The following is a 23394-nucleotide window of genomic DNA, read 5'->3' as shown; positions in this document are numbered from 1 at the left end:
CGGCGATCCTTGACCCGTACGACGCCGACGGAAGGGCGACGGGATGCCGGTCATCGAGGTGACCAACCTGCACGAGCGCTACCGGGACCAGGCGGCCGTGCGCGACGTCTCCCTGACCGTGCGGGCCGGGGAGGTCTTCGACATCCTCGGGCCGAGCGGGGTTGGCAGGACCACCACGGTGGTGTGCGTAGCCGGCCTCCGCGTCCCTGACGGGGGCGGGGTGTCGGTCCTCGGACTCGACCCACGCCGGGACGCTGGCCGGCTACGCGAGCAGGTGGGGGTGCGGCTCCAGGAGAGCCGGTTGCCCGACCGGGTCCGGGTCGGTGACGACACGCCACCGGCCGTGCAGGCGCTGCTTCACGCTCGGACCCGCACCCCGACCCCGGCCGTCGCACCTGGCGATAATGGTGTTGGTCGCGGTGCTCGCGGGCGTCGCCGCGGCCGAGCTGTTCCGCTGGGAGTGACCGAGCTGCCCACACGCCGGAGGGCGCGATGACCGCCAGCTCCGTCGAGCAGGTGAACCGGCTGGCCGCCTGGGAGACCCGGCAGGCCGCCCTGTACCGGGTGCTGCCGTACGCCGGGCTGGCCCTCGGCACGATGCTCGCCGCCGTCGCCCCGGCCCCCGGGGGAATCTCGGTGTTGCCGGACCCGCTCGCCGCAGGGTTGGCCGGATGCTGGGTGGCCTGGTTCGTGACCCTGCACCCGACGTGGGTCAGCCGGCGACCGTTGATGGGGGTGTACTACACCGGACTGATGGGTCTCGCCGCCCTCCTGGTGCTCAGCAGCCCGTGGTTCGGCTTCTTCGCCTGGATCGGCTTCCTGCACGCGTTCCTCGTGCTGCGCGGTCGGTGGCGCCTGGCCGGGGTGGCCACCACCGGCGTGCTGGTGGCCACCGCGCAGAGCGCGGGACCGCCGTCGTCGCCCGGACACTGGTTGCTCTGGTCCCTGCTGGTGCTGTTCAACGTGGGCGTGGCCGGTGGGTTGAGCTGGTTCGGCATGGTCGGCGAGCGGCAGAACACCAACCGTAAGCGGCTGGTCGAGGAGCTGGCCGAGGCGAACGGCCGGCTGGCCGAGACGATGCGGGAGAACGAGGCGCTGCACGCCCAGCTGCTCAGCCGGGCACGGGAGGCGGGGGTGACCGACGAACGGCAGCGGATGGCCCGCGAGATCCACGACACCCTGGCCCAGGGCCTCACCGGCATCATCACCCAACTTGAGGCGGCCGGCCAGGCTCGGGACCGGCGGGCCGACTGGCAGCGGCACGTGGACACGGCAGTCGCCCTCGCCCGGGAGAGCCTCACCGAGGCGCGTCGGTCGGTCCGGGCGGTACGCCCGGAGGCGCTGGAAAGCGCCCGGCTGCCCGACGCGCTCGCCGAACTGACCCGCCGCTGGGCGACGATCAACGAGCTGCGCGCCGACGTGAGTGTCACCGGTGAGCCCCACCCACTGCACCCGGAGGTCGAGGTGACACTGCTGCGCGCCGCCCAGGAATCGCTGGCGAATGTGGCCCGACACGCCGGGGCGTCCCGGGTCGGGCTGACCCTGTCGTACATGGGCGACGTGGTCACCCTGGACGTGCGGGACGACGGGAAGGGCTTCGCGGTCACCGACCTGCCCGCCGTCCGCAGGTCCGACGGAGGCTACGGGTTGCTGGCCATGCGGCAGCGGGTGTCCCGCGTCGGCGGCGAGCTGACCGTGGAGAGCGAGCCGGGCGTCGGCACCGCTGTTTCCGCGTCCGTGCCCGCGCTCGTCGAGGGTCCCCGGTGAGCCCGCCGGTCCGGTTGCTGATCGTCGACGACCACCCGGTGGTCCGGGACGGGCTGCGTGGCATGTTCACCGGCGACCCGGGCTTCGAGGTGGTCGGCGAGGCGCGCGACGGTGCGGAGGCGCTCGCGCTGGCCACGCAGAGCCGACCGGACGTGGTGCTGATGGACCTACGGATGCCGGGGATGGACGGGGTGACCGCCATAAACCGCCTGATCGGCTCAGGCAGCCCGGCGAAGGTGCTGGTGCTGACCACGTACGACACGGACGCCGACGTACTGCCGGCGATCGAGGCCGGCGCGACAGGTTACCTGCTCAAGGACGCACCTCGGGAGGATCTGGTCCGCGCCGTGCGGGCTGCCGCCCGCGGCGAGTCGATTCTGTCGCCGAGCGTCGCCGGCCGGCTGATGGGCCGACTGCGGACCACGGCCGAGGAGCCGCTGAGCCAGCGGGAGCTGGAGGTGCTGACCCTGGTGGCGCGCGGCTCGTCCAACCGGGAGGCCGCCGCGCGGCTGTTCATCAGCGAGGCGACGGTCAAGACCCACCTGCTGCACGTCTACGCCAAGCTCGGGGTCAACGACCGCGCCGCCGCCGTCGCCACCGCGTACGACCGGGGCCTGCTCACCCCCGGCGGACGCTGAACCGTTCGGTCGAGGGCGCGGGGTGTTAGGAAGGGGCCCTTCCTCTACCGCAGGCGTTAAGCGGGGGCCCTTCCTTACACAATGGGGGGATGCGGGCTGCGCGGTTGATCTCCCTGGTGCTTCTGCTCCAGGCGCGGGAGACGATGACCGCCGCCGAGCTGGCACGGGAGCTGGAGGTGTCCGAGCGAACGGTCTACCGGGACGTGCTGGCGCTCTCCGCCGCCGGGGTGCCGGTCTATGCCGACCGGGGACGGGCCGGTGGTTACCGGCTGCTGGGCGGCTACCGGACCCGCCTGACCGGGCTGAGCCGGGACGAGGCGGAGGCGCTCTTCCTCGCCGGACTGCCCGGTCCGGCCGGTGACATGGGACTCGCCGACGCGGTCGCCTCGGCCGAGCTGAAGGTCCTGGCGGCGCTTCCGCCCGCGCTGCGCGACGCACCGGCACGTACCGGGCAACGGTTCCACCTCGACGTGCCGGGCTGGTTCCGGGAGTCCAGGCCGCCGCCCCTGCTGACCGAGCTGGCCGGCGCGGTCTGGCGGGACCGGGTGGTGCGGCTGCGCTACCGGCGCGGCGAGCGGGAGGTCACCCGCGAGCTGTGCCCGTACGGCCTGGTGCTCAAGAACGGTGTCTGGTACCTGGTCGGGCGTGTCGGCGACGACGTGCGGACGTACCGGGTGGACCGGGTCACCGGGGTCCAGGTGGGCGACGCGACCTTCAGCCGGGACGAGGGGTTCGACCTGGGCGCGTACTGGCGCGGGCAGGCCGAGGCGTTCCTGCGGGACATGCTGCGGGCCCAGGTGACGCTCCGGTTGAGCGCCGCCGGCCTGCGCCGGCTCCGCTTCGCCGCCGACGCCCCCTTCGTGTACGACGAGGCGCTCGCCACCGCCGACGGACCGGACGGACAGGGGTGGACGACCGTCCGCCTGCCCGTCGAGTCCGTCGAGGTGGCGTACGCGCAGGTGCTGGGGCTGGGACCGGAGGCCGAGGTGCTCGACCCGCCCGAGCTGCGGGCGCGGCTGGCCGAGGCGGCGGCCCGCTCGGCGGCGCTCTACGGCGTACCAGTGTTAGGAAGGGACCCTTTTACTACCTGAGGCGTTAAGCGGGGGCCCTTCCTTACCGCTCAGCGGTAGCCGGCGACGTCGGCGGGCTTGCCGGCGTCGACCACCTCGCTGATGTAGCGGAAGGCGTCCGGCCGGCTGCCGTCGACGTCGGTGAACCCGTACACCTGGGAGAGTTCCCCGGCCGAGACCGACCGCCCGGACCAGCGGGCCTTCTCCTCGTCGGCGGCCAGGGCGGCGACCGCGCGCCCGACGAAGGCCGGGGTCTCCGAGATCAGGAAGTGCGGGTCCTTCGCCGCGCCGTCGCGCCAGTTCTCCTCGGTGACCCCGAAGTGCTCCAGCATCGACTCGGACCGGATCCACCCGGGGGTGAGCGCGACGGCGGTGCACCCGTGCGGCTTCAGCTCGTGGGCCCAACTGAACGCGAGGCGGTTGACCGAGACCTTGGCCAGGTCGTAGAAGACCGACAGCCGGTAGTTCTCGTCGTTGTACGTCTTCGTGCCGTCGCCGATCTCGACGACCAGGCCGCCGGGGCGGCGGATGAGCAGTGGCAGGGCGTGGTGGCTGGTGATGATGTGCGTGTCGATCGCCAGTCGCAGAGTGCGGAACCCGGCGTCGAGGGGCTGCTCCCAGACCGGCTTCTCCCAGGTGATCAACGGGTCGCCGCCCCAGATGTCGTTGACCAGCACGTCGAGCCGGCCCTGCTCCGCGTCGATCCGGGCGACCAGGTCGCGTACCTCGTCGGAGACCAGGTGGTCGACGCGGACCGCGATGCCGGTGCCCCCGGCGGCGGTCACCAGCTCGGCGGTCTCCTCGATGGTCTCCGGCCGGTCCATCTCCGATCGGCCGGCGCGGCTGCTGCGCCCGGTGGCGTAGACCGTCGCGCCGGCCGCCCCGAGCTGGACCGCGATCTGCCGGCCGGCACCCCGCGTCGCCCCGGCGACCAGCGCGATCTTCCCTGTCAGCGGTTTCGTCGTCATGCGTCCGACCCTGACAGGAAAACCTGACACCCGAAGTCCGCTTTCCGGAACGGGTGTCGTGCGTCATGCTCGCCGGCATGCACCTGCTGCTCTCGGGGATCGTCGGCTCGGTCGCGTACGGGCTGGCCGGTCCGGGCTCGGACGTCGACCGGATCGGCGTGTTCGCCGCGCCCACCGTCGCGTTCCACGGCCTGCATCCGCCGAAGCAGTCCGTGGTCACCACCGACCCGGACGTCACTCTGCACGAGGCCGGCAAGTACACGCGCCTGGCGTTGAGCGGCAACCCGACCGCCACCGAGCTGATGTGGCTGCCGGACGACTGCTACGAGACGCGGACGGAGTCCGGCGAACGGCTCGTCGCGATCCGGTCGGCGTTCCTGTCCGCGCCACGGGTCCGGGACGCCTTCCTCGGGTACGCGTCGCGGCAGTTCCGCAAGCTGGAGTCGCGGGGCGACGGGACGTTCTCCTCCGACGTCCGGCGACGCACCGCGAAGCACGCCCGGCACCTGGCCCGCCTGGTGCACCAGGGCCGGCACCTCTACGCCACCGGGGTGCTGGAGATCCGGCTGGCCGATCCACAGTGGTTCCGGTCGTTCGGCGAGCGCGTGGCCGGCGGTGACATCGAGGTGGCCCGGGCGCTGCTGGCGGAGGCGGAACGCGACTTCGACGAGATCCGTACGCCGCTGCCGGACCGCCCGGACGAGGCCACGGTGGAGCGGTGGCTGCTCGACGTCCGCGCCGCCCACCTCCCGGCCGCGCCGCGCCGCTGACGCCACGTCGGCCGGGCCGGTCGGGGAGGGTGTGGCCTGCCGGGCGCCCCGCCCTCCCCGGCCGGTAACTCAGACCCCGATCCGGCGCCAGTCACCCCAGATCGCGAACGTCATGCCCCGGCTCGCCTGGATGTTGACGAACAGGGTGTGCCCGTCCGGGCTGAACGTGGAGCCGGCGAACTCGTCGTTGGACCGGTCCACGCCGGTGCTGCTGACCAGCCGGTTCAGCGCGATGTCGAACAGGTCGCCACGGGGGGTGAGCCCGCGCAGGTAGTTGTCGTTGACGTTGTCCTCGCAGACCACGAGCGTGCCGCGCGGGCTGGTCGTCACGTTGTCCGGGAAGTCCAGCACGTCCGGCCCCGGCGACTCGTACACCAACCGCAGCACCTGCTGCCGGCAGTGGTACGCCCACACCTGGCCGTGTCCGTTGCCGTACCCGTCGGCGATCGGGCCGGTCGACGTCTCCGCGGGGCCGCCGCCCTGGGTCGCGGTGAAGTAGACGACGCCGTCGTCGTACGCCGAGCCTTCCAGCCGGGAGAAGTACGCGGCGCCGCGCTCCCAACCCTGCCGGGAGACGTGGGTCAGCGCCTGCTCGTTCGTCGTCGGCGCGACCTGCCCCGGGGTGTACGGGAACCGGGGCGCCGGGTCGTCGATGTCCACCCACTCCACCGCGTACGTCGCGCGCCGCCGCTGCGCCGCGGCCAGGTCCAGGTTGGGCCGGCCCCGTACGGCGAGCATCTGGAGCCGACCGCCGTCCAGCAGTCGGCCGCAGACCCCCGGGTGCTTCGGCGGGGTGTACCGGTAGAAGCCGGACGGGAACCCGAAGTTGTCCTCGGTGAGGTACAGGTGCCCACCGCGCGGGTCGTACGCCACCGACTCGTGCGCGAAGCGGCCGGCCGCGGTGATGGGTGCCCGGTCCGACTGTCCGTCCGCCGGGACCTCGTAGATGAAGCCGTGCGGCTGGGTGAGCGGCACGTTGGAGGTGCCGGTGAAGTCCGGACCGACGTCCGGCCCGTTGACCGTCTCCTCGCAGGTGATCCAGCTGCCCCACGGCATCTGCCCGCCGGAGCAGTTCATCATGGTGCCGTTCAGGCTGGTCCAGGAGCGACGGACCTCGCCGAACCGGGTCACCTCGACGGTGGTGGTGCCGCCCTGCGCCATCGGGTCGTACGCGGCGGAGGCGTCGCCGAACGCGGGGCCGGGGTTGTTCACCTCGTGGTTGCGGACCAGCCGGACAGTGCCGCCGGGGCCGCGGAAGGCACCCATGCCGTCGTGCCGGCCGGGCAGCCGCGTGCCGTCGTCGAGCACCACCGGGAACTCGGTGTCGTGGAACGACCGGTACCGGAAGCCCTCGGGCAGGTGCAGGCGGACCGCCCCGTCGCGCAGGTCCGGCACCGGCCCCAGGATCGGGTCGGGCACCGGCCGCCGACCGACCGCGCCGGCCTCGCCGCGCGCCACGAAGCCGAGGAACGGGCCACCGAGGACGGCGCCGCCGGCTGCGGCGGCGGCGCCGCGCAGCAGGGTACGCCGGTTGAGATCAGGCATCGAGACTCCTTTGTCGCGTGGCTCCCGCCGTCGGAGCCGGGGGCCGACCTATCGAGGATCCTCGTCACCCGTTCACCTTCTGGCAACCTTCCGGCAATCGACACGGTGCCGAGACCGGACACCACCGGTGTCCAGCGCCTACGCCGCCGCGCACCCCGGTCAGTCGACGACGCGGACGCGGACCCGGCGGTTCGCGCAGCCCTCGCTCTCTATCTCGACCGCCTGGACCTTGCCGATCTGGGTCGGAGAGGCCATGTGTGTGCCGCCGTCGGCCTGCACGCCCAACCCGACAATGTCGGCGAACGCACCCCTCCTGCTGGTCCGGCGGCGTCGGGTTGGACTGGGTGCGGATCATGTCCGGCCAGGCGACCCCCCGGGTCGAAGTCCGGGAACACCACGCCACACAGCACAGGTCACCCCGACCGGGTAAGGCCAGCCGCGACCCAGCCCTCCGGACCGCCGTCGACACTGCAGCCGGCGATCCGGAGGGGTCGAGTCCTTACGTGTGAGAGCTCAGCTTGTCGTTGAATCGGCTTCCGACGTTGGAAGTGTATTGATAGGGGTTGAGCTTGAAACTGTCCCCGCTCCACCAGGAGTTTACGTAGAATTGCACTACGATGACAGCCCGGTTCTTTACTGAGGTGACCTGGTCGTTGACGTTACCACCATTCGTGAAGTTGAGGATCGGGTAGTAGCCCTCGATGGCGCCGACCGGCGCCTCACCACCCGTATAATCAGCGCTCTTGTAGAGACATACGTACGTCGGCGCACAATAGGCGTGCGCAGGGTTGGCAGGGATCACGAAGACCACCGCCATCGCGGCGAATGCCGCGACCAGGAGCTTCCGTAGCATCGAAAAAATCTCCCTCCAATAGACCGTGGCGCCTTCGCCGCCACGTCTACAAGGCTAACGAGACGCGCTACTCGCCTCATACTGGGCCGATATCGGTTGGCTACTCGATGGTGCCGCAGGGCGTACTTCCGAGTGTAGGTTGATGCCGTCAACGAGAACGAGGAGATAACAGTGCGAAGCGGACGCGGCTATCTTCTGTCAGGTGCAGTCATGATCTGCGCAATGCTGCTCACGGGGTGCACCAAGGGAGACACCCAAGATCCTCAGGGCGAACCCGCTATTGGCGATCCAGTTTCAATTACCGACCTCAAGACATACAGTCTGCCCCTTGACGCCTTCGAAGCCAGCCCGATGCAGAATGTCGAGTTGGACAGGGCACGCCTACTCCTTCTTGAGGACTGCCTTAAGCGTTTCGGGTTCGACCTCACGCTTCCCGACCCGGTGCCGCCTCCGTACACGGGCAACGAGCGGCGGTATGGCCTGGCCGATCTGGACGCCGCTCGAACGCGGGGCTATCATCCGCCTCGGGAGGCTCTTGCCAAGCGGGTGGACAGCGTGCCCAAATTGCCGCCCGCTGCCGAAGCGATCGCTAGCGGAGAGGGCGTCGGATCTGCACAGGGCGTCCCGAAGGGTGGTTGCCTCGGAGAGGCGCAGCGGAAAATCAGCGCTAACGCACCGGCGACCGACGACCCGATGCTCGCAGAGGCTTTGTCCAGTCAGAGCTACGAGCAGTCACGAAACGACAGTAGGGTACTCGGGGCCATGAGTAAATGGTCTGACTGCATGCGCCGATCGGGATATGAATACGATTCCTCAGACCAGGCGATCAATGATCGCCGCTTCCATACAGAAGAACCGACCGCACTGGAACTTGCCGTCGCTTCTGCCGACGTGGAGTGCAAGAATGAGGCCGACCTGGTGGAGGTGTGGGCAACTGTCGAAGTTGCGTACCAGCAACGCTCACTGGAGCAGAACAGGGATCGCCTCCGCGTGATCGAGCAAATTCTCCACACGCAGCTCAGTAATGCTGCGTCCATCGCGGCTAGGCGATGAGGGGTATCGCCCATGGAGCTCATTCGAAAGAACCGTATCGCGGCCAAGACCGCCCGAAAGAAGCCGCTGGTCGCCGTGGCCATAGTCGCGATCCTGACCACCGCGAGCGGTGCGATGGGATCGAAATGGGTGAGGTCGTCGGGTGAAATAGCCGCGGAGACCGCGCCTCCCCCGCCTTCGATCCTCACGGCCGATGTTGAGGAACGTGTGCTCAAGGATACGGTCCTGCTACGTGGCACGGTGATGGCGAGAGAGGTCATCGAGGTTTCCCCCGCCGACAGTGCGGCCGTCATCACCGGCGTCCGGAAGCGGGTCAACGACCCAGTGAAACCGGGCGAGGTTATCGCCGAGGTATCGGGCCGACCAATTTTCGCCTTGGCTGGCAAGATTCCAATGTACCGGGACCTGCGACCGGGAGCCGGCGGCAGTGATGTCGCACAACTGCAGGCGGCATTGAAAAAGCTCGGCTACGATGTCCGCGACCGTACCGGATATTTCGGTTCAAACACACGGCGGGCAGTGGAGCGTCTCTACTTGTCGATGGGCTACAGCGCCTCAACCACCGGTAATGAGCTCGAGGTTGACACCGCACGCCGCGCGCTCCGCTCGGCGGACCGGGCCGTCGAGGACGCCGCCGAGGCCCTCAAGTCAGGGGCTCCTTCAGGCAAAGAGACACCTCCCTCCGCGCATGAGGCAGGACGCGTTCTCGCCCGCGCCAAGGAGGACCGCGCCGAGGCACGGGCGGCGTTTGCAGCTCTTGAAACCCGATCGGGTGCAATGGTACCGCTGACTGAGATGGTGTTCTTGCCCTCTTTTCCGGCACGCGTCTCCATGTTGGGCTCGGTCGGGAACCGCATCACGGAACCACCAATCCTGGCCCTGTCCTGCGGGGACCTCGTAGTCACCGCCCGGTTGAAGCCGGGCGAGCGGGACCTGCTCGACGTAGGAATGTCCGTCGAGATCCACTCGGAGATCGAGAACTTCACTGCGCAAGGCGCCGTCACCGCTATCGGAGGGCTCGAGGCCGACGCGGAGGGCGTACGTGCGCATCCAGTGATCGTCGCAGCGAAGAAGCCTATGCCTCCCGCCCTACAGGCAGAGGACGTACGCCTCACGGTGCACGCCGCCTCGACGGCTGGCTCGGTGCTTGTGGTGCCGCTTATCGCGGTGTCGGCTGGGGCGGACGGTCGTACCCGCGTCATCAAGCTGACGGCTGCGGGTGAGGAGCGCGTTGAGGTCAGAGTGGGTGTGTCCGGTGACGGCTTTGTGCAGGTGGAACCTGTCGAGTCGGGCAATCTCGTCGCAAGAGACCGTGTGGTGGTAGGGAGATGACCACGCCGCCCCTTATCGCATTGAATGGAGTGGCACGGACCTACAAGGGTCCACCGCCGACGCACGCCCTCAAGCCTGTCCAACTCACCATAGAAGAGGGCGATTACGTCGCCGTCATCGGGCCGTCGGGATCGGGCAAGTCCACGCTGCTGAATATACTCGGCTTACTCGACAGGGCTACCGCCGGGACATATTCGCTCGGCGGCGTCGACATCAATGACTTCAACGAAGCGGACCTGGCTTACCTGCGGGGGAGCCAGATCGGCTTCGTCTTCCAGTCATTCCACCTCATGCCTTATCGATCAGCGGTCCAGAACATCGAGATCGGTTCACTCTACGCGGGTCGGGGATCGAGACGTCAGCGCCACGCGAACGCAGTTCAGCTGCTGGAAAAGATGGGCCTGGCGCACAGGGCGGAAAGCCCGGCCTCACGGTTGTCCGGGGGCGAACAACAGCGAGTAGCCATCGCACGTGCCCTGATAAACCAGCCCCGACTGTTGCTGTGCGACGAACCAACCGGAAACCTCGACTCCGAGAACACGATCGGCATTCTCAACCTATTTGAGTCGCTCCGGGCCGAGGGGTTAACTATTGTCGTCATCACCCACGATGCGCAGGTAGCAGCCAGAGCAGATTGTGTTCATTCGATGAAGGATGGCTTGCTCCGGCCCGACCTCGCCGCCACGGGGCGGCGAAAATGAGTCGATTCGGGCGGCGGGGTGGGACCGCGCGGGCACGGCTTTCATCCTACGATCTGATCGGCGAAGCCCTAGCTGGCGTTCTCGCCCGACCCGGCCGGACCATGCTGACCATGCTCGGCACAGTTCTCGGCGTCGGTTCATTCGTGGCCGTCCTCGGGGTAACCGCCAGCACGGCCAGTCAAATCGGCAAACAATTTACCGTTTTGTCCGCCACTGAGGTACTGGTGGAGCAGATCCACTCACCCGCCGACATCGCAGGCCCGGGTCTGGCCTTTCCCACAGATGCCGACGCCAGGGTCGGGTCGCTGGCGGGCGTCCGGTCCGGCGGAGTCCTGTGGGTCGTAGACGGCGGTGATGTCGGGGCAGTATCGTCCACGCCGGTATCGCAGCCGAAACAGAACGGAGGTGTAGATCAGTTAAGCGTGATCGCAGCGTCCCCCGGCGCGCTGAACGCCCTGCACCCCGTAGTGTCCATCGGCCGCACCTACGACGAGTTCCACGAACGCCGCGGGGAGCACGTCGCAGTACTCGGCGCAGGTGCCGCACGTCGCCTCGGAATCAACCGGCTCGACGCACAGCCCGCAATCTTTGTCGGCGATAAGCCGCTAACGGTGGTGGGTGTCATCGACGACGTGGAGCGCAGACCCGAGGTCCTTCTGTCCGTCATCGTGCCTAGGTATACCGCGGAAACCTTGTGGGGACCGCCGGAGAACCCTCCCGCGATGCTGATCGACACCGAGCTTGGCGCCGCGCAGACGATCGGAAGGCAAGTAGCTCTTTCGCTCCGGCCGGATGCGCCTGAATTGTTCAAGGTTACCGTTCCCCCCCACCCGCAGGCCCTTCGCGAGGCCGTCGAGAACGACCTCGCCGGCCTGTTCCTCATCCTCGCCGCAGTCTGCCTCTTCGTCGGCACCGCAGGCATTGCGAACACCACCCTCGTCGCCGTTGTTGAGCGGATGCCGGAGATTGGTTTACGCAGGGCAATAGGTGCCCGGCGCCGCCATATAGCGGCCCAGTTCCTGGTGGAATCGACGGTTTGCGGGCTGCTCGGCGGCCTCGTTGGAAGCAGTTGCGGAGTCGTCCTCGTCCTAGCACTCGCCACGGTGCAGGATTGGACGGCTGTCGTACCCACATGGACAACGATCGCCGCACCTTTGATCGGCGCCCTCACCGGGCTCGTGGCGGGCCTATACCCGGCCCTCAGAGCCGCTCGCCTATCGCCGATAGAAACGATCCGTCGCTAGCATCGCTGGGCCAGCACTCGATACAACTCACCTTTTCATTCGGTGTCAACGCTGGCTAGAGCCCAGGTCACCACCCCATCCGGCCGACGCTCGCCCCGAAAACAAATCAGACCTGTTTGGCGCACACGAGAGCGCAGGCAGGTTATCTCCGACTTCCCTCGAGCCGCCGAACCGGCGAGCCATAGCGTGACCGGCCCGAACACCATGTCCGATGGAAGACCTGCAACGAACACCTACGTCGGTGGTCATTGCGATCCACGCAGATGCCGCTGGTCGTCGCCACCTACGGCTACCAGAGATTCACCGCCGAGCAGAATTGCATGGTTGAGCTGCTGAAGATCCACGCTCGGGTCAATGCCGTGCTCCTCAACCAACGATGTCCGGAACTTTCGGTAAGCCTCGATGGCATCGACGCGCCGACCACACCTGGAAAGCGCCATCATCAGTTTGCCATGGAGCTGTTCGTCGAATGGATGACTCGCCGCAAGTACGGCTAACTCCGGCACCACCTCGGTGTTCCGACCCAGCTCCATCTTGAGCGATATCCGCTGCTTCATCACCAAGAGCCGGCGTTCGTCCAGGTGACGCCGATGAGTGGTGAGCCTCGACAGGCCGTCCAATGCCGGGCCGCGCCACAACGAGAGCGCACGATTCAGGTACTCCAGGGCCAATGCTTTTTCGTTCGCCGCGACCATTCGCTGAGCCGTTCGCACATGGCCGTCGAAGACGGCCAGGTCAACCTGATCCTCGGCGACCTGCAGCATGTAGCCCGCCGATCGGGTGACAATGACATCGTCGAGCACCCGTCGCAGCGCGGAAACCTGCGAGACGACCTGTTGTCGCGCGGTCTGCGGTGTTCTGTCCCACAGGTCCGTGATCAGACGTTCGACCGTCACCACCCGATTTGCACGGAGGGCCAGAAGTGCGAGAACCGTGCCTGCACGGGGTCCGCCAATTGAGACCGCCCTCGACTGATGAAGGACCTCTAGCGGCCCTAATAGATGAAAGTCCATAGCCCCCGCTCGCCTTCATGTAAGCTCGTCAACGGCACCAGGTTCACGGCCACGCGAACGACCTCCGAAGCGAGTTTAGATCGTTCGCCGTAAGTGCGTCGCCCCGAAATCGAAGGCTTACAGCGTGTCAACGAACCGCAGGCTACAGTTGATCAGAAGCCAAGCGGACGTGCTCACGATCAATGTCACATGTGCGGGTCGGCCGATTTGTGTTGGCTACGGTAGACATAGCCAGGTCAGATGCTCTCGCCGGTTGAAAACCGGCCCACCATCCCAGCTTCAGCATGCCCCCTAGGACTGCGCCCCTTACTCAACCAGCTGGGCGCAGACCTGGCGGTTCGCGCGGCCCTTGCCCTCCATCTGACCACCTGAACCCTTCCCGATCTGGGCGGTGGGGGCCCCGTGCGTGCCGCCGTCGGCCTGCACGTCCAGCCCGACGATGTCGACGATCTGCACCTCCTCCTCGCTCGGCGGGGTCAGGTTGGGCTGGGTGCGGATGGTATCCGGCAGGGCGAGCGCCGACGGTCCGGTCGGCGGCGACCTCGGCGTTGATCAGCTCCTCATGTGGGTCTTGAAGTCGGGCGGCACCTCAGGGAGATTGAAGTGCATCCGGGCCTCGCCCGGCTCCATGTTGCCGCCGGTCATCAACGCGCCGGACTCCCGGAAGACGACGCCGCAGAGCACGTGCAGGCCGGAATGGGTCCGCATCAGCCGGATGCGACGAGTCCTCCACCGCACCGGTGACCGTCGTGCCGGCCGGCGGCAGCGGATTACCCTCGGCGGGGATCAGGTAGAGGTCTTCGCCCTTGCGGGCGCCGACGATCCGGGCCTGCACGCCCTGCAAGAGCAGGACGCCGTGGTCCGGCGGCTGACCGCCGCCGCCGGGCAGAAGGCCGAGCGGTCGAGGACGGTGCCCTGCTCGGGGCCGGCGAACAGGACTGCGCACTTCCACTCGTGCAGGGTCGGGTCGGCGAGGTCGAGGCGGCGCGCACACCCATGGTGTGTGGCGGGCAGGACAGCGCCGGCTACTCGTTGAGGAAGGCGGAGACGCGCTCCCGTAGGTCGGCGCGCTCCGTCCAGAGGACGCCCGGCCGGTCGTACACGTGCAGGGTGGCGTGGGGAAGCGCAGCCGCGAGCTGCTCCGCGACCTCGACCGGGTGGAGGTCGTCGCCGGCAGCGGCGATCACCAGGGCGGGCGCGGTGACGGCGGCCAGCGCCTTGGCGTCGGGGACCGGCACCGAAACGGGGAGGGTGGCCAGCTCCGGCGCGAGGCCGTCGCGCAGCAACTGGTCGAGGCGCTGCCGCAGGTACGCCCAACCGGCCGGGGTGTTGCGCACCGCCGGCGGCAGCTCCACCTGCACGACCTCGGCGACGGCCGACGCGTCCCCGCTGTCGACGGCGTCCAGCAGGGCGGTCAACCGCTCCTGCGCCACCTCCCCGCGCGGCCGGTCCAGCACCGCCGGCAGGAAGAAGACCAGACGCTCGAAGCGCCCGGGGCTCTCCAGCAGCAGCCGGCAGAGCGCGCCCGCGCCGAGGCTCGCCCCGAAGGCCCGGGTGGCACCGCCCAGGTCGGCGACCGCCCGCAGGTCGCGGGCCAGGTCCAGGTAGGTCCACGGGCCGGGCGGCGCGTCGGACCGGCCGTGCCCCCGGAACTGGAAGAAGACCTTCCGCCCGGCGACCCCGCTGCCGAAGGGTCGGGTGGTCGCGATGCCGTTGCCCAGGCCGTGCGCGAAGACCGTGACCGGGTCACCGGTGCCGGTGACGAGCTGTTCCAGCTGCACGCCGTGCGGCGTCGCGACCAGCTCGGTCTCCGGCTCCGGCAGGGCGGGCCGGCCGGTGCGGGGCCCGCCGGGGCCGGGGCCCCAGGTGCGGGGCCCACCGTCCGGTGGCGGTGGCCAACGGAAACCCCTCACCAGGAGGATCCCCGGCCGTCCCGGAGCTCTCGTAGGCCCACCCGGACATCGAGCAGGTAGATCAGCCCGGCGGCGATGCCGATCAGCCCGAAGATGCTGAGTGACCGCTGCGTCAGCAGGGTCAGCAGCAGGCAGACCGCCAGGATCGCGATCCAGCCACCCTTGGGGAGGGTGCCGATCGCGGGGAAGGCGTCGGAGCGCTGAGCGATGGCGTGCACGAGGGAGACCGCCAGGACGACCAGCACGACGACGAGCAGGATGGACTCGATGACGCCGCGGATGGCGAAGGCGAAGATTGGCGCTGCGATGGCCATGCCGGCAAGCTTATGCCGGCGACCCCGGAATCGTCCGACAGGACGCCTCCGGGGTCGCGATGCGGCGGGTGTTACTCGGCGGCCGGCCGGGGGCGCTTCGGGGCCCGGGGCAGCTTCGCCGACGGGGTCGCGGCGGGCTTGGCGGCGGCCTTGACAGCCCGCTTCTTGACGGCGGCCGGCTTGGCCTCCACGATCTCGGCCACGTCGGCCGGGGTGGGAACCTCGACCTCGGCCGGCTTCCCGGCGGCCGGGGCGGCCACGGGTGCGGTCGCGGTCGGCGCGGCGGTGACCGTGTCGGCCTCGGTGGCCTCGATGTCGGCGTTCACCGTGTCGGCGGCCTCCAGGACGCCGGCGCCGACGACGCGCTCACCCCGGGCGACCAGCGCGGCGTACGCGGCGAGCGCCCGCTCCTGCGCCACCTGGGCACCGGCGACGACCACGGCGGCGTTGCGGGTCGCCAGGTCACGGAGCTTGTCCAGGTCGGCGACCTCGCGGAGCTTGTCGAGGTCGGCGGTCTCGCGCAGGCGCTTCAGGTCGGCGGCCTCGCGCAGCTTCGCGAGGTCGGCCGGAACGGCCTTCTCGCGCAGCGAGCCGGCGGTGAGGGTGGCGGTGCGCAGCGTGTCGTCGGCCTTCTGGCGCAGCTCGACGCCGGTCACCACGGCCTTGCCGCCGAGGTCGGCGACGACGCGGGTGCCGTCGGCGACGACCCGGTTGCTCAGGTCGGTGACCACGGCGGGCAGCTTGCGCAGCTGCTGGTACGCCAGCTCACCGGCGCCGGCGGCGGCGTAGAGCGGGGCCGGGATGCGGTTGGTCTTCGGGTGCGTCATGACTTCTCCTCCTCGGCCGCGTCCGCGGCCTTCTTGGCGGGGGTGGGAGCGGGGGCGGGGCCGGCCTCGGTGACGGCGACCGACTCGATGACCGCCTCGGTGGGGGTGCCCTCCGGCGTGGTGGGGCCGGTGGCGGCAAGGTTGGCCAGGTCCGGCGACTCCGTCGTCGCCGTGCCGGGCGGGGTCGTGGGTGCGCCCGACGTGGACTCCGGCTGCCCGGTGGTCGCTGTCGTGTCACCGGCGGCGACCGTCGCCTCGGCGAGACGGGTGTTCTCCCGGCGGAACGTCTCGTAGATCTGGGTCAGCGACTGCTTCTGGGCCATGGTCAGCTCGGGGTCGACGGCGATCGCCGCGAGCACGCCGTGACCCTCCTTGTCGTCCAGCAGCCCGGCCCGCAGGTACATCGCCGGGGTGGAGACCCGGAGGGCGCTGGCGAGTTGCTGCAGCACCTCCGCGCTCGGCTTGCGCAGGCCGCGCTCGATCTGGCTGAGGTACGGGTTGCTGACCCCCGCCTGGTCGGCGAGCTGTCGGAGCGAGATCTTCGCGTTGCGGCGCAGGTCGCGGATGAACGCGCCGACGTCGGGAAGGTCCTTGCCAGTGGCCATGACCCGACGCTAACCGGCCCTGCTAGCTCCTGCAAGCAGAATGCTTGCCAGAGTTAGCAACGTCTCAGAATGGCGTTTGCATGCCCGCCGCCCGGCTGCGTAACGTCCTGGCCATGGCCAAGATCGAAGTCAATGGGACGACGCTGGCGTACGACGAGGCGGGCTCGGGAACGCCGGTGGTGCTCCTGCACGCGGGCATCGCCGACCGACGGATGTGGCGGGGTCAGGTGTCCGTCCTCGCCGAGCGGCACCGGGTGATCGTCCCCGACCTGCGCGGCTACGGCGAGTCGGAGCTGCCGCCCGCACCGTTCGCGCACCACGACGATGTGGTCGGGCTGCTCGACGCGCTCGGCATCGCGCGCGCCGCCCTGGTGGGCTGCTCCTTCGGCGGGGCGGTCGCGATCGACACCGCGCTGGCGCACCCCGACCGGGTCACCGCCCTCGCGCTGTTCGGCGCCGCGGTCTCCGGCAACCAGTGGTCCGAGGAGGCGAACGACCTCTGGGACACCCTGATCGGCGAGGTCGACCAGGAGGACCTGGACGCGACCGCCGCCGCCGAGGTGCGGTTCTGGGTGATCGGCCCCGGCCGTGATCCGCAGGACGTCGACCCGAACCTGACCGCCTTCGCCTTCGCGATGGACCGGCGGGCCCTCGTCGCCGAGCAGGCGCTGAGCGCGGTGGACGTCGCCGAACTCGACCCGCCGGCCATCGGCCGCCTCGACGAGCTGGGGATGCCCGTCCTGGTCACCGCCGGGGCGGCGGACCTGCCCGACGTGAGCCGACTCGCCGACCGGATCGCCGCCGAGGCGCCGAACGCGACCCGCCTGCCCGACGTACCCGACGCGGGCCACCTGCTCCCCCTGGAACACCCCACCCCGGTGAACACCGCCCTCCTACCCTTCCTCCCCTGACCCCGCTCCCCCGTCCCCGCTCCCCTTCCCTCCGTCCGCTCCACCGCGCACTCTCGCGGAAAGAGTGGTCATTCCCGATGGAATGACCACTCTTTCCGTGTAACTGCACCCCTTCACCGACTCGGGGCGGGGTTACCAGAGGGGGCGGACGGCGCCTACGGGGAGGCCGCCGCCGAAGAGGGGGACCTCGGCGAACTCCTCCAGCACCGGCGCCGTGACGCCGAGCCGGCGCAGCCCGGACACCAGCACCGGCATCCGAGCGCGGGCCGCACCGTCGTCGATCTTGAGGGCGACCGCGCCCACGCCGGGTACCGCCGCGGCGATGACTCCCTCCGCCCCCACCTTGGCGAGCAGACCCGGGACGCCGCGCATCAGACGGGTGTCGTCGGCCCGCGTACCGCCGACGATCTCCGGGTGGGTACGCATCGCGTCGGCGACGGTCCGCGGCTCCGTGCCGGGCTCGGCGTCGACCAGGCGCAGGAACGCCCGGGCGAGCCCGGTCAGCGACACCGCGAACACCGGGGCGCCGCAACCGTCCACACCGGTCGCCGCCACCTGCTCACCGGTGAACTCCTCCACCGCCTGGAGCAGGCGCTCCTGCAACGGGTGCTCCGGCCGCCAGTAACCGTCCAGCGGCCAGCCGGCGGCCCGGCAGGTCAACAGCATCCCGCTGTGCTTGCCGGAGCAGTTCATCTGCGTACGGGTGGGGCCGCCACCGGCCCGCAGCACCGCCTCCCGGGCCTCCTCGCCGACCGGCAGTTCCGGCGGGCAGTGCAGCGCGGACTCGTCCAGCCCGGCGCGGGCCAGCAGCGCACCGACCCGGGCGAGGTGGAACTCCTCCCCGGCGTGGCTCGCCGAGACCAGCGCCACGTCGGCCGGGTCGGTCAGCGGCAGCCCGGCGCGCAGCATGGCAACCGCCTGCATCGGTTTGTTCGACGAGCGCGGGAAGACCGGCGACGTCACGTCCCCGGCACCGGCCAGCAGGGCTCCCGTCGCGTCGAGCACCACCACCGATCCCCGGTGCACGCCCTCCACGAACTCGGACCGGACCACCTCGGCGAGCGGCGCGCCGCCCTCGTACGTCTTTCCCACGAGCTGGACGCTACCGCCCGCTGATCACCGTCGGCGGGCGGGTGACCAGGTCCGGGACGTCTCCGCGTACAGGAGCATCCGGCGGGGGACCGCTTACCGCCGGGCGGCGGCCAAGCCGAGCAGGTCACGCGCCTCGGCGGTGGTGAGCGGAGGGCGCTGGGCGAGTTGCGCGAAGCCGACCGCCCGGGCGACGAGCTGCATGTTGGACTCCACCGGCCGCCCCTTGGCGTACGTCACGGTGTCCTCCATGCCGACCCGCAGGTGCCCGCCGGTGGCCAGCGAGGTGAGCAGGACGGGAATCGTGCTGCGGCCGATGCCGGTCGCGGAGAACGTGGTGCCCTCCGGCAGGTCGCGCAGCATGTGGTGGGCGGCCACCAGGGTGGCGGGGGTGCCCGGCATGCCACCCGGCACGCCCATCACGAAGTCGACGTGCACGTGCCCACCAGCCGGCAGGCCGTACTTCCCGAGCAGCCGCTGGAGGGCGGTCAGGTGACCGAGGTCGAAGATCTCGTACTCCGGCACGATCCCGCGCTCCTGCATCCGGGTGTGCAGGTCGACGACGAACTCCCAGCGGTTGAGGAAGACGTCGTCGCCGAAGTTGACCGTGCCCATCGTGCAGGAGGCCATGTCCGGACCGGCGTCGAGCACGGCGAGCCGGGCGGCCTCCGGGTCGGTGACCGCGCCGCCGGAGGAGAGCTGCACGATCAGGTCGGTACTCTCCCGCAGCGCCCCGACGGTGTCCCGCAGCCGGCCCTGGTCGAGGGTCGGCTTCGCCTCGTCGTCGCGGATGTGGACGTGGATCACGGCCGCGCCCAGCGCCTCGCACTCCTTGGCGGTGAGCAGCAGCTCGTCGAGGGTCACCGGCAGCGCCGGCACCTCCGCCTTCGCGGACTCCGCACCGGTGGGGGCAACCGTGATCAACGTCCCTGTCGTCATGCCCGGATCCTAGACGGCCGACTCGGGCCCGGTCGACAGGAAGTCTTCCGTCGAGAACGCCGTTAAGAAGGGACCCTTCCTCTACCGGAGGCGTTAAGAAGGGGCCCTTCCTTTCAGATGTCGATGGCGGCGGCGGTGTCGCCGATGAGGAGGCGGGCGTCGTCGGGGACGTTGCGCTTGACCACCGCGAGGGCGATCTGCCCCAGCTCGTGATGCTGCACGGCGGTGCCGACGAAGCCGACCGCCCGGCCGTCGAGCGTCACCGGCGTGCCGGCGGCCGGCGGCTGGTCGGTGGTCACCCCGTCCAGGTGCAGGAGTACGAGCCGACGCGGCGGCCGGCCCATGTTGTGCACCCGGGCCACCGTCTCCTGACCCCGGTAGCAGCCCTTCTCCAGATGGACGGCCGGAGCGATCAGGTCCACCTCGGCCGGGATGGTCCGGTGGTCGGTGTCCACCCCGACCCGGGGCCGCCGGGCGGCCACCCGCACCGCCTCGTACGCCCACAGCCCGGCGACCGGCACCCCCGCCCCCCGCAGTTCGGCGACGACCTGCTCCACGGTGGCCCGGGGCACCAGCAGGTCCACGCCGAGCGGGCCCCGGCGGGCCCATCCGCCGGACGGCAGCGGGCGGACGTCGTACAACACGGTGGGCCGCGGCGGCACCGAGCCGGTGGGGAACTTCGGGCCCGGCACCGCGACCACGTCGGGTGCCGCCAGGCCGGTCACGCCGAGGGTCGCCAGCGCGTCCGGCGCCTGCGGCCCGACCAGCGAGAGCAGCGCGTGCTCGGGCGTGACGTCCCGGGGCTCGACCTTGCTGAAGAACCGCATCTTCTCCAGGTACGCCAGCAGACCGGCGGTGGCGCCGGGCTCGGTGTCCAGCCAGGTGGTGACGCCGTCCTCGGCGACCATGGCGTGCTGCTCGACGTGCCCGTGCGGGGACAGCACCAGCAGCTCGGTGCCCTGCCCCGGGCCGAGCTGCGCCAGGTGCTGGGTGGTGAGGGTGTGCAGCCAGCCGGTCCGCTCCTCGCCCGGCACCGCGACGACGCCCCGGTGGGACCGGTCGACCAGGCCGACCGCGGTGTCCAGGGTGCGCTGCTCACGGAGCGGGTCGCCGTAGTGGGCGGCCACCCCTCGGACCCCGGCCGCGACGTGCGCCGGCTCGGGCTGGTCGCGGCTGGCCTCGTCGATGCTCTCGACGGCCACCGCACCCGCGATGTCGATCATGTCGGTTCCCCGTTCTCACAGCGACCGCAGACACCGAACAGCGAGACATGGCCGATGTCCACCCGGAACCCCCGCTGCCGCACCAGCTGGTCGGCCAGGGGGCGCAGCAGCTCGGGGTCGATCTCGTCGACCGCCCCGCACTCCCGGCAGACCAGATGGACGTGCTGGTCCTCGCCCGCCGCGTGGTAGGTCGGCGAGCCGTGCGAGAGGTGGGTGTGGGTGACCAGGCCGAGCCGTTCCAGCAGCTCCAGCGTGCGGTAGATGGTGGTGATGTTGACGCCGGCGGCCACTTCGCGGACCGCCGTGTGCACCTGCTCCGGGGTGGCGTGCCCCAGGTCCAGCACCGCCTGGAGGACCAGCTGCCGCTGCGCCGTCAGCCGCAGCCCACGGGCGCGGAGCATTTCCGCGAGGGAGGATTCGGACACCGTCCGATCATAGTTCGCCGCGCGCGTGACTCCCGACCGTGACGGGTCCACCGCTACGCTCGACGGTCATGGCGGCGTCGAGGATCGCGGTGCTCGGGCGAGGGCCGGTGCGGACGGGCGAGCCGGTGCTGCGTGGCGACGACCTGGGAGTGCTGCGCGGTGACGGGCTCTTCGAGACCATGCACCTGCGGGCGGGGCGGCCCTGGCTGCGCGACGAGCACCTGGACCGGATGGCCCGGGCGGCGAAGGCCGTGGACCTGACCCTGCCGCCCGTCGAGGCCCTCGCCGGGCTGCTGGACGAGGTCGCCGCCGGGTGGCCCGCCGAGGTGGAGGGTGCGCTGCGGCTGGTGTGCACCCGGGGCCCGGAGGGGGGCGGGGAGCCGACCGTCTACGCCACGCTGGCCGAGGTGCCGGCGTCGGCCCGCGCCGCGCGCCGCGACGGGATCACCGTGGCCACCCTGCCGCTCGGCGTGCCGGCCGCCGCCCGTACCGCACTGGACTGGTTGCCCGCCGGCATCAAGTCGACGTCGTACGCGGTGAGCACGGCCGCGCGGCGTTGGGCGTCCCGGGCGGGGGTGGACGACGTGCTCTGGGTCTCCTCCGACGGGTACGTCCTGGAGGGGCCGGGCGCGAACGTCGTCTGGCTCGCCGGCGACACGCTCCGGACGGTCCCGGCGGCCGGTACCGGGATCCTGCCGGGCACCACCGCCGCCTGGCTGCTCGCCCACGCCGACCGGGTGGGCCTGCGGGCGGACGAGTGCATGGCGACGCCGGCGGACCTGCACCACGCCGACGGCGTGTGGTTCAGCTCGTCGGTCCGGGGACTGGTCGAGGTGCGCAGGCTCGACGGCGCCGACCGGCCCCGCTGCCCACGCACCCCGGACCTCCAGCGACTGGTGGCCTTCCCCCTGCCCTGAGCGGGCCGGTCAGCCGCCCACCCGGATGAGGCGCGCGGACAGGTGGGGCGTGAGGCCGTGGCCGAGGGCGGCCATGTCCTGCGCGTAGAGCAGGGCGCCCTCGACGATCCCGAACAGGCGGTGGCCGGCCGTGACCTCCTTGGCGGTGGAGGTACGCACCACGGCATCGGTCACGAACTCGATCTGCGTGCCCTTGCGCTTGCCGATGTGCAGCTCCATCACCCCCGTCGGGGTGGTCATCAGTGCTTCCAGCTCGTCCGTCGCCCGGTCCCCGTTCAGCACCGGCCGCCACCAGCCGACCTCACGGCCGGCCGGCCGGACGGGCCGGCTCTGCTCGTCCAGGATCCAGGCCCGGGACTCGTAGAACAGGAACGGCCGGCCGTCGTGGCTGATCCGGATCTCCTGCCCGAAGTCGAAGTCCTCGATCGTCGGGAAACCGCCCCGACCCCGGCCCCGCCACACACCCACGTACGGCAGCAGCGGGTCCAGCGTCGGATGCAGCTTCGGGCCGACGCGCAGGTCGTGGCTCTCCTCGAAGGGATAGGGGTCGACCGGCGGCGCGTTCAACCACGGCGGCTGAAGAGGGTTCTCGCTCACCACGCCACCTTCGTTCGCGACTGCGGGGCTCGCAGGCCCGGCTCACTCCTCGCGCTCACCGCGCCACCTTCGTTCGCGACTGCGGGGCTCGCAGGCCCGGCTCACTCCTCGCGCTCACCAACGACCTCTCGACATGCGTACGGCAACGTAGACCAGGCCACCGGCGAGCGCGCCCAGGCCGGCGACCAGCAGGCTGACGAACCCGATCTCGGTAACCATCCCGGCCATCCTATGCTGGGGCCCATGGCCCGCTCTCTCGTCGTCAAGGCCACCGCCGGCGCGGACGCGCCGGAGCGGTGCGCCCAGGCCTTCACCGTCGCCGCCACCGCGGCCGCCGCCGGGGTGGACGTGTCGCTCTGGCTGACCGGCGAGTCGACGTGGTTCGCCCTGCCCGGCCGCGCCCAGGAGTTCGAGCTGCCGCACTCCGCGCCGCTGGCCGAGCTGCTGCACGTGATCCTCACCACCGGCAGGGTGACCGCCTGCACCCAGTGCGCCGCCCGCCGGGACATCGGCCCCGACGACGTGCTGCCGGGCGTCCGCATCGCCGGCGCGGCGGTCTTCGTGGAGGAGGCCGTGGCGGACGGCGCGCAGGCGCTCGTCTACTGATCCGCACCCCCGGGCGGTGGGCGGCGGAGTTCCGATAAGAGCCCGACAACTCGGGCGAGTGCCTACGATTCGGA

At 70.5% G+C, this 23394-nt stretch carries 28 protein-coding genes; 12 read left to right on the top strand and 16 right to left on the bottom strand.

The genetic code is table 11. The features are described 5' to 3' along the window. Positions 1 to 43: 43 nt before the first annotated feature. The 4 genes from ACTMSW_RS15040 (at position 44) to ACTMSW_RS15025 (ending at position 3496) form a co-directional block, all read left to right on the top strand. The gene (locus ACTMSW_RS15040) at positions 44 to 496 is read left to right on the top strand and encodes an ATP-binding cassette domain-containing protein (protein ID WP_441181227.1); all 453 of its coding nucleotides are present in this window, start codon (positions 44 to 46) and stop codon (positions 494 to 496) included. Beyond that, entirely contained in the window at positions 493 to 1767 is a 1275-nt protein-coding gene (locus tag ACTMSW_RS15035; protein WP_441181226.1) for a sensor histidine kinase, read from the top strand. Before ACTMSW_RS15040 ends, ACTMSW_RS15035 begins: the two co-directional genes overlap by 4 nt. Further along, a complete protein-coding gene (locus ACTMSW_RS15030) occupies positions 1764 to 2405 on the top strand; it encodes a response regulator (protein WP_441181225.1) in 642 nt (213 codons plus the stop codon). Before ACTMSW_RS15035 ends, ACTMSW_RS15030 begins: the two co-directional genes overlap by 4 nt. Positions 2406 to 2494: 89 nt before the next feature. Further along, on the top strand, positions 2495 to 3496 hold the full coding sequence (locus tag ACTMSW_RS15025; RefSeq protein ID WP_441181224.1) for a helix-turn-helix transcriptional regulator: 1002 nt from the start codon (positions 2495 to 2497) through the stop codon (positions 3494 to 3496). Positions 3497 to 3525: 29 nt separating this feature from the next. On the opposite strand, the gene ACTMSW_RS15020 is transcribed toward ACTMSW_RS15025, so the two are convergent. Next, the gene (locus ACTMSW_RS15020; RefSeq protein ID WP_441181223.1) at positions 3526 to 4443 is read right to left on the bottom strand and encodes an SDR family oxidoreductase; all 918 of its coding nucleotides are present in this window, start codon (positions 4441 to 4443) and stop codon (positions 3526 to 3528) included. A 77-nt stretch (positions 4444 to 4520) separates the two neighbouring features. Here ACTMSW_RS15020 and ACTMSW_RS15015 point away from each other — a divergent pair, with 77 nt between their 5' ends. Continuing rightward, positions 4521 to 5213, top strand: a complete 693-nt coding sequence (locus ACTMSW_RS15015) for a nucleotidyltransferase domain-containing protein (RefSeq protein ID WP_441181222.1) — start codon at positions 4521 to 4523, stop codon at positions 5211 to 5213. A gap of 69 nt (positions 5214 to 5282) precedes the next feature. Here ACTMSW_RS15015 and ACTMSW_RS15010 read toward each other — a convergent pair whose 3' ends face one another. After that, positions 5283 to 6758, bottom strand: a complete 1476-nt coding sequence (locus tag ACTMSW_RS15010; RefSeq protein WP_441181221.1) for a PhoX family protein — start codon at positions 6756 to 6758, stop codon at positions 5283 to 5285. Positions 6759 to 7257: 499 nt separating this feature from the next. Then, entirely contained in the window at positions 7258 to 7611 is a 354-nt protein-coding gene (locus ACTMSW_RS15005) for a peptidase inhibitor family I36 protein (protein WP_441181220.1), read from the bottom strand. Between the two features lie 171 nt (positions 7612 to 7782). Here ACTMSW_RS15005 and ACTMSW_RS15000 point away from each other — a divergent pair, with 171 nt between their 5' ends. From ACTMSW_RS15000 to ACTMSW_RS14985, 4 genes are all read left to right on the top strand, one after another. Then, positions 7783 to 8664, top strand: a complete 882-nt coding sequence (locus tag ACTMSW_RS15000; protein WP_441181219.1) for a hypothetical protein — start codon at positions 7783 to 7785, stop codon at positions 8662 to 8664. Positions 8665 to 8676: 12 nt separating this feature from the next. Further along, positions 8677 to 9996, top strand: a complete 1320-nt coding sequence (locus ACTMSW_RS14995; RefSeq protein WP_441181218.1) for a peptidoglycan-binding domain-containing protein — start codon at positions 8677 to 8679, stop codon at positions 9994 to 9996. Further along, positions 9993 to 10697, top strand: a complete 705-nt coding sequence (locus ACTMSW_RS14990; protein WP_441181217.1) for an ABC transporter ATP-binding protein — start codon at positions 9993 to 9995, stop codon at positions 10695 to 10697. The genes ACTMSW_RS14995 and ACTMSW_RS14990 overlap by 4 nt, the downstream gene beginning before the upstream one ends. Positions 10698 to 10807: 110 nt before the next feature. After that, entirely contained in the window at positions 10808 to 11941 is a 1134-nt protein-coding gene (locus ACTMSW_RS14985) for an ABC transporter permease (RefSeq protein ID WP_441181216.1), read from the top strand. A 245-nt stretch (positions 11942 to 12186) separates the two neighbouring features. Here ACTMSW_RS14985 and ACTMSW_RS14980 read toward each other — a convergent pair whose 3' ends face one another. The 7 genes from ACTMSW_RS14980 to ACTMSW_RS14950 form a co-directional block, all read right to left on the bottom strand. Further along, positions 12187 to 12954 carry an AfsR/SARP family transcriptional regulator gene (locus ACTMSW_RS14980; protein ID WP_441181215.1) on the bottom strand — a complete coding sequence of 256 codons (768 nt, stop codon included), beginning with the start codon at positions 12952 to 12954 and terminating at the stop codon, positions 12187 to 12189. Between the two features lie 306 nt (positions 12955 to 13260). Next, positions 13261 to 13410, bottom strand: a complete 150-nt coding sequence (locus tag ACTMSW_RS14975; RefSeq protein WP_441181214.1) for a hypothetical protein — start codon at positions 13408 to 13410, stop codon at positions 13261 to 13263. A gap of 96 nt (positions 13411 to 13506) precedes the next feature. Beyond that, positions 13507 to 13662: a hypothetical protein gene (locus tag ACTMSW_RS14970; protein ID WP_441181213.1), complete on the bottom strand. Its 156-nt coding sequence runs from the start codon at positions 13660 to 13662 to the stop codon at positions 13507 to 13509. A gap of 317 nt (positions 13663 to 13979) precedes the next feature. After that, positions 13980 to 14867: an alpha/beta fold hydrolase gene (locus ACTMSW_RS14965; protein WP_441181212.1), complete on the bottom strand. Its 888-nt coding sequence runs from the start codon at positions 14865 to 14867 to the stop codon at positions 13980 to 13982. After that, a complete protein-coding gene (locus ACTMSW_RS14960; RefSeq protein ID WP_441181211.1) occupies positions 14864 to 15181 on the bottom strand; it encodes a DUF2516 family protein in 318 nt (105 codons plus the stop codon). Before ACTMSW_RS14960 ends, ACTMSW_RS14965 begins: the two co-directional genes overlap by 4 nt. Positions 15182 to 15252: 71 nt before the next feature. Beyond that, a complete protein-coding gene (locus ACTMSW_RS14955; protein WP_441181210.1) occupies positions 15253 to 16008 on the bottom strand; it encodes a hypothetical protein in 756 nt (251 codons plus the stop codon). Then, positions 16005 to 16613: a helix-turn-helix domain-containing protein gene (locus ACTMSW_RS14950; protein WP_441181208.1), complete on the bottom strand. Its 609-nt coding sequence runs from the start codon at positions 16611 to 16613 to the stop codon at positions 16005 to 16007. Before ACTMSW_RS14950 ends, ACTMSW_RS14955 begins: the two co-directional genes overlap by 4 nt. A gap of 113 nt (positions 16614 to 16726) precedes the next feature. Between ACTMSW_RS14950 and ACTMSW_RS14945 the strand changes: the two genes are divergently transcribed. Then, positions 16727 to 17524, top strand: a complete 798-nt coding sequence (locus tag ACTMSW_RS14945) for an alpha/beta fold hydrolase (protein WP_441181207.1) — start codon at positions 16727 to 16729, stop codon at positions 17522 to 17524. 132 nt (positions 17525 to 17656) lie between these two features. On the opposite strand, the gene ACTMSW_RS14940 is transcribed toward ACTMSW_RS14945, so the two are convergent. The 4 genes from ACTMSW_RS14940 to ACTMSW_RS14925 all read right to left on the bottom strand — a co-directional run bounded on the left by ACTMSW_RS14940 (position 17657) and on the right by ACTMSW_RS14925 (position 21200). Further along, positions 17657 to 18616, bottom strand: coding sequence for an asparaginase (locus tag ACTMSW_RS14940; RefSeq protein WP_441181206.1), 960 nt, complete (start codon positions 18614 to 18616; stop codon positions 17657 to 17659). 93 nt (positions 18617 to 18709) lie between these two features. Beyond that, complete coding sequence (locus ACTMSW_RS14935) at positions 18710 to 19552, bottom strand: 3-keto-5-aminohexanoate cleavage protein (protein ID WP_441181205.1); 843 nt, start codon at positions 19550 to 19552, stop codon at positions 18710 to 18712. A 113-nt stretch (positions 19553 to 19665) separates the two neighbouring features. Next, positions 19666 to 20775, bottom strand: coding sequence for a CAF17-like 4Fe-4S cluster assembly/insertion protein YgfZ (ygfZ, locus tag ACTMSW_RS14930; protein WP_441181204.1), 1110 nt, complete (start codon positions 20773 to 20775; stop codon positions 19666 to 19668). Then, entirely contained in the window at positions 20772 to 21200 is a 429-nt protein-coding gene (locus tag ACTMSW_RS14925) for a Fur family transcriptional regulator (protein WP_357036007.1), read from the bottom strand. The genes ygfZ and ACTMSW_RS14925 overlap by 4 nt, the downstream gene beginning before the upstream one ends. Positions 21201 to 21268: 68 nt before the next feature. On the opposite strand from ACTMSW_RS14925, the gene ACTMSW_RS14920 reads away from it, so the two are divergent. Beyond that, on the top strand, positions 21269 to 22117 hold the full coding sequence (locus ACTMSW_RS14920) for an aminotransferase class IV (protein WP_441181203.1): 849 nt from the start codon (positions 21269 to 21271) through the stop codon (positions 22115 to 22117). A gap of 9 nt (positions 22118 to 22126) precedes the next feature. Here the strand turns inward: ACTMSW_RS14920 and ACTMSW_RS14915 are convergent, their stop codons facing one another. After that, positions 22127 to 22717, bottom strand: coding sequence for an FABP family protein (locus ACTMSW_RS14915; protein ID WP_441181202.1), 591 nt, complete (start codon positions 22715 to 22717; stop codon positions 22127 to 22129). Positions 22718 to 22828: 111 nt separating this feature from the next. After that, positions 22829 to 22933 (bottom strand): small membrane protein MtfM, encoded by a 105-nt coding sequence (mtfM, locus tag ACTMSW_RS14910; RefSeq protein ID WP_279306087.1) that lies wholly within the window; start codon positions 22931 to 22933, stop codon positions 22829 to 22831. Between the two features lie 12 nt (positions 22934 to 22945). On the opposite strand from mtfM, the gene ACTMSW_RS14905 reads away from it, so the two are divergent. Then, complete coding sequence (locus ACTMSW_RS14905; protein ID WP_441181201.1) at positions 22946 to 23320, top strand: DsrE family protein; 375 nt, start codon at positions 22946 to 22948, stop codon at positions 23318 to 23320. Positions 23321 to 23394 lie beyond the last annotated feature (74 nt).

It is taken from the genome of Micromonospora sp. BQ11, assembly GCF_052068135.1.
In the GTDB taxonomy this organism is placed as follows: Bacteria; Actinomycetota; Actinomycetes; order Mycobacteriales; family Micromonosporaceae; genus Micromonospora.
The sequence above is the reverse complement of the archived record's forward strand: the minus strand, read 5'-3'. Positions and strand labels throughout refer to the sequence as shown.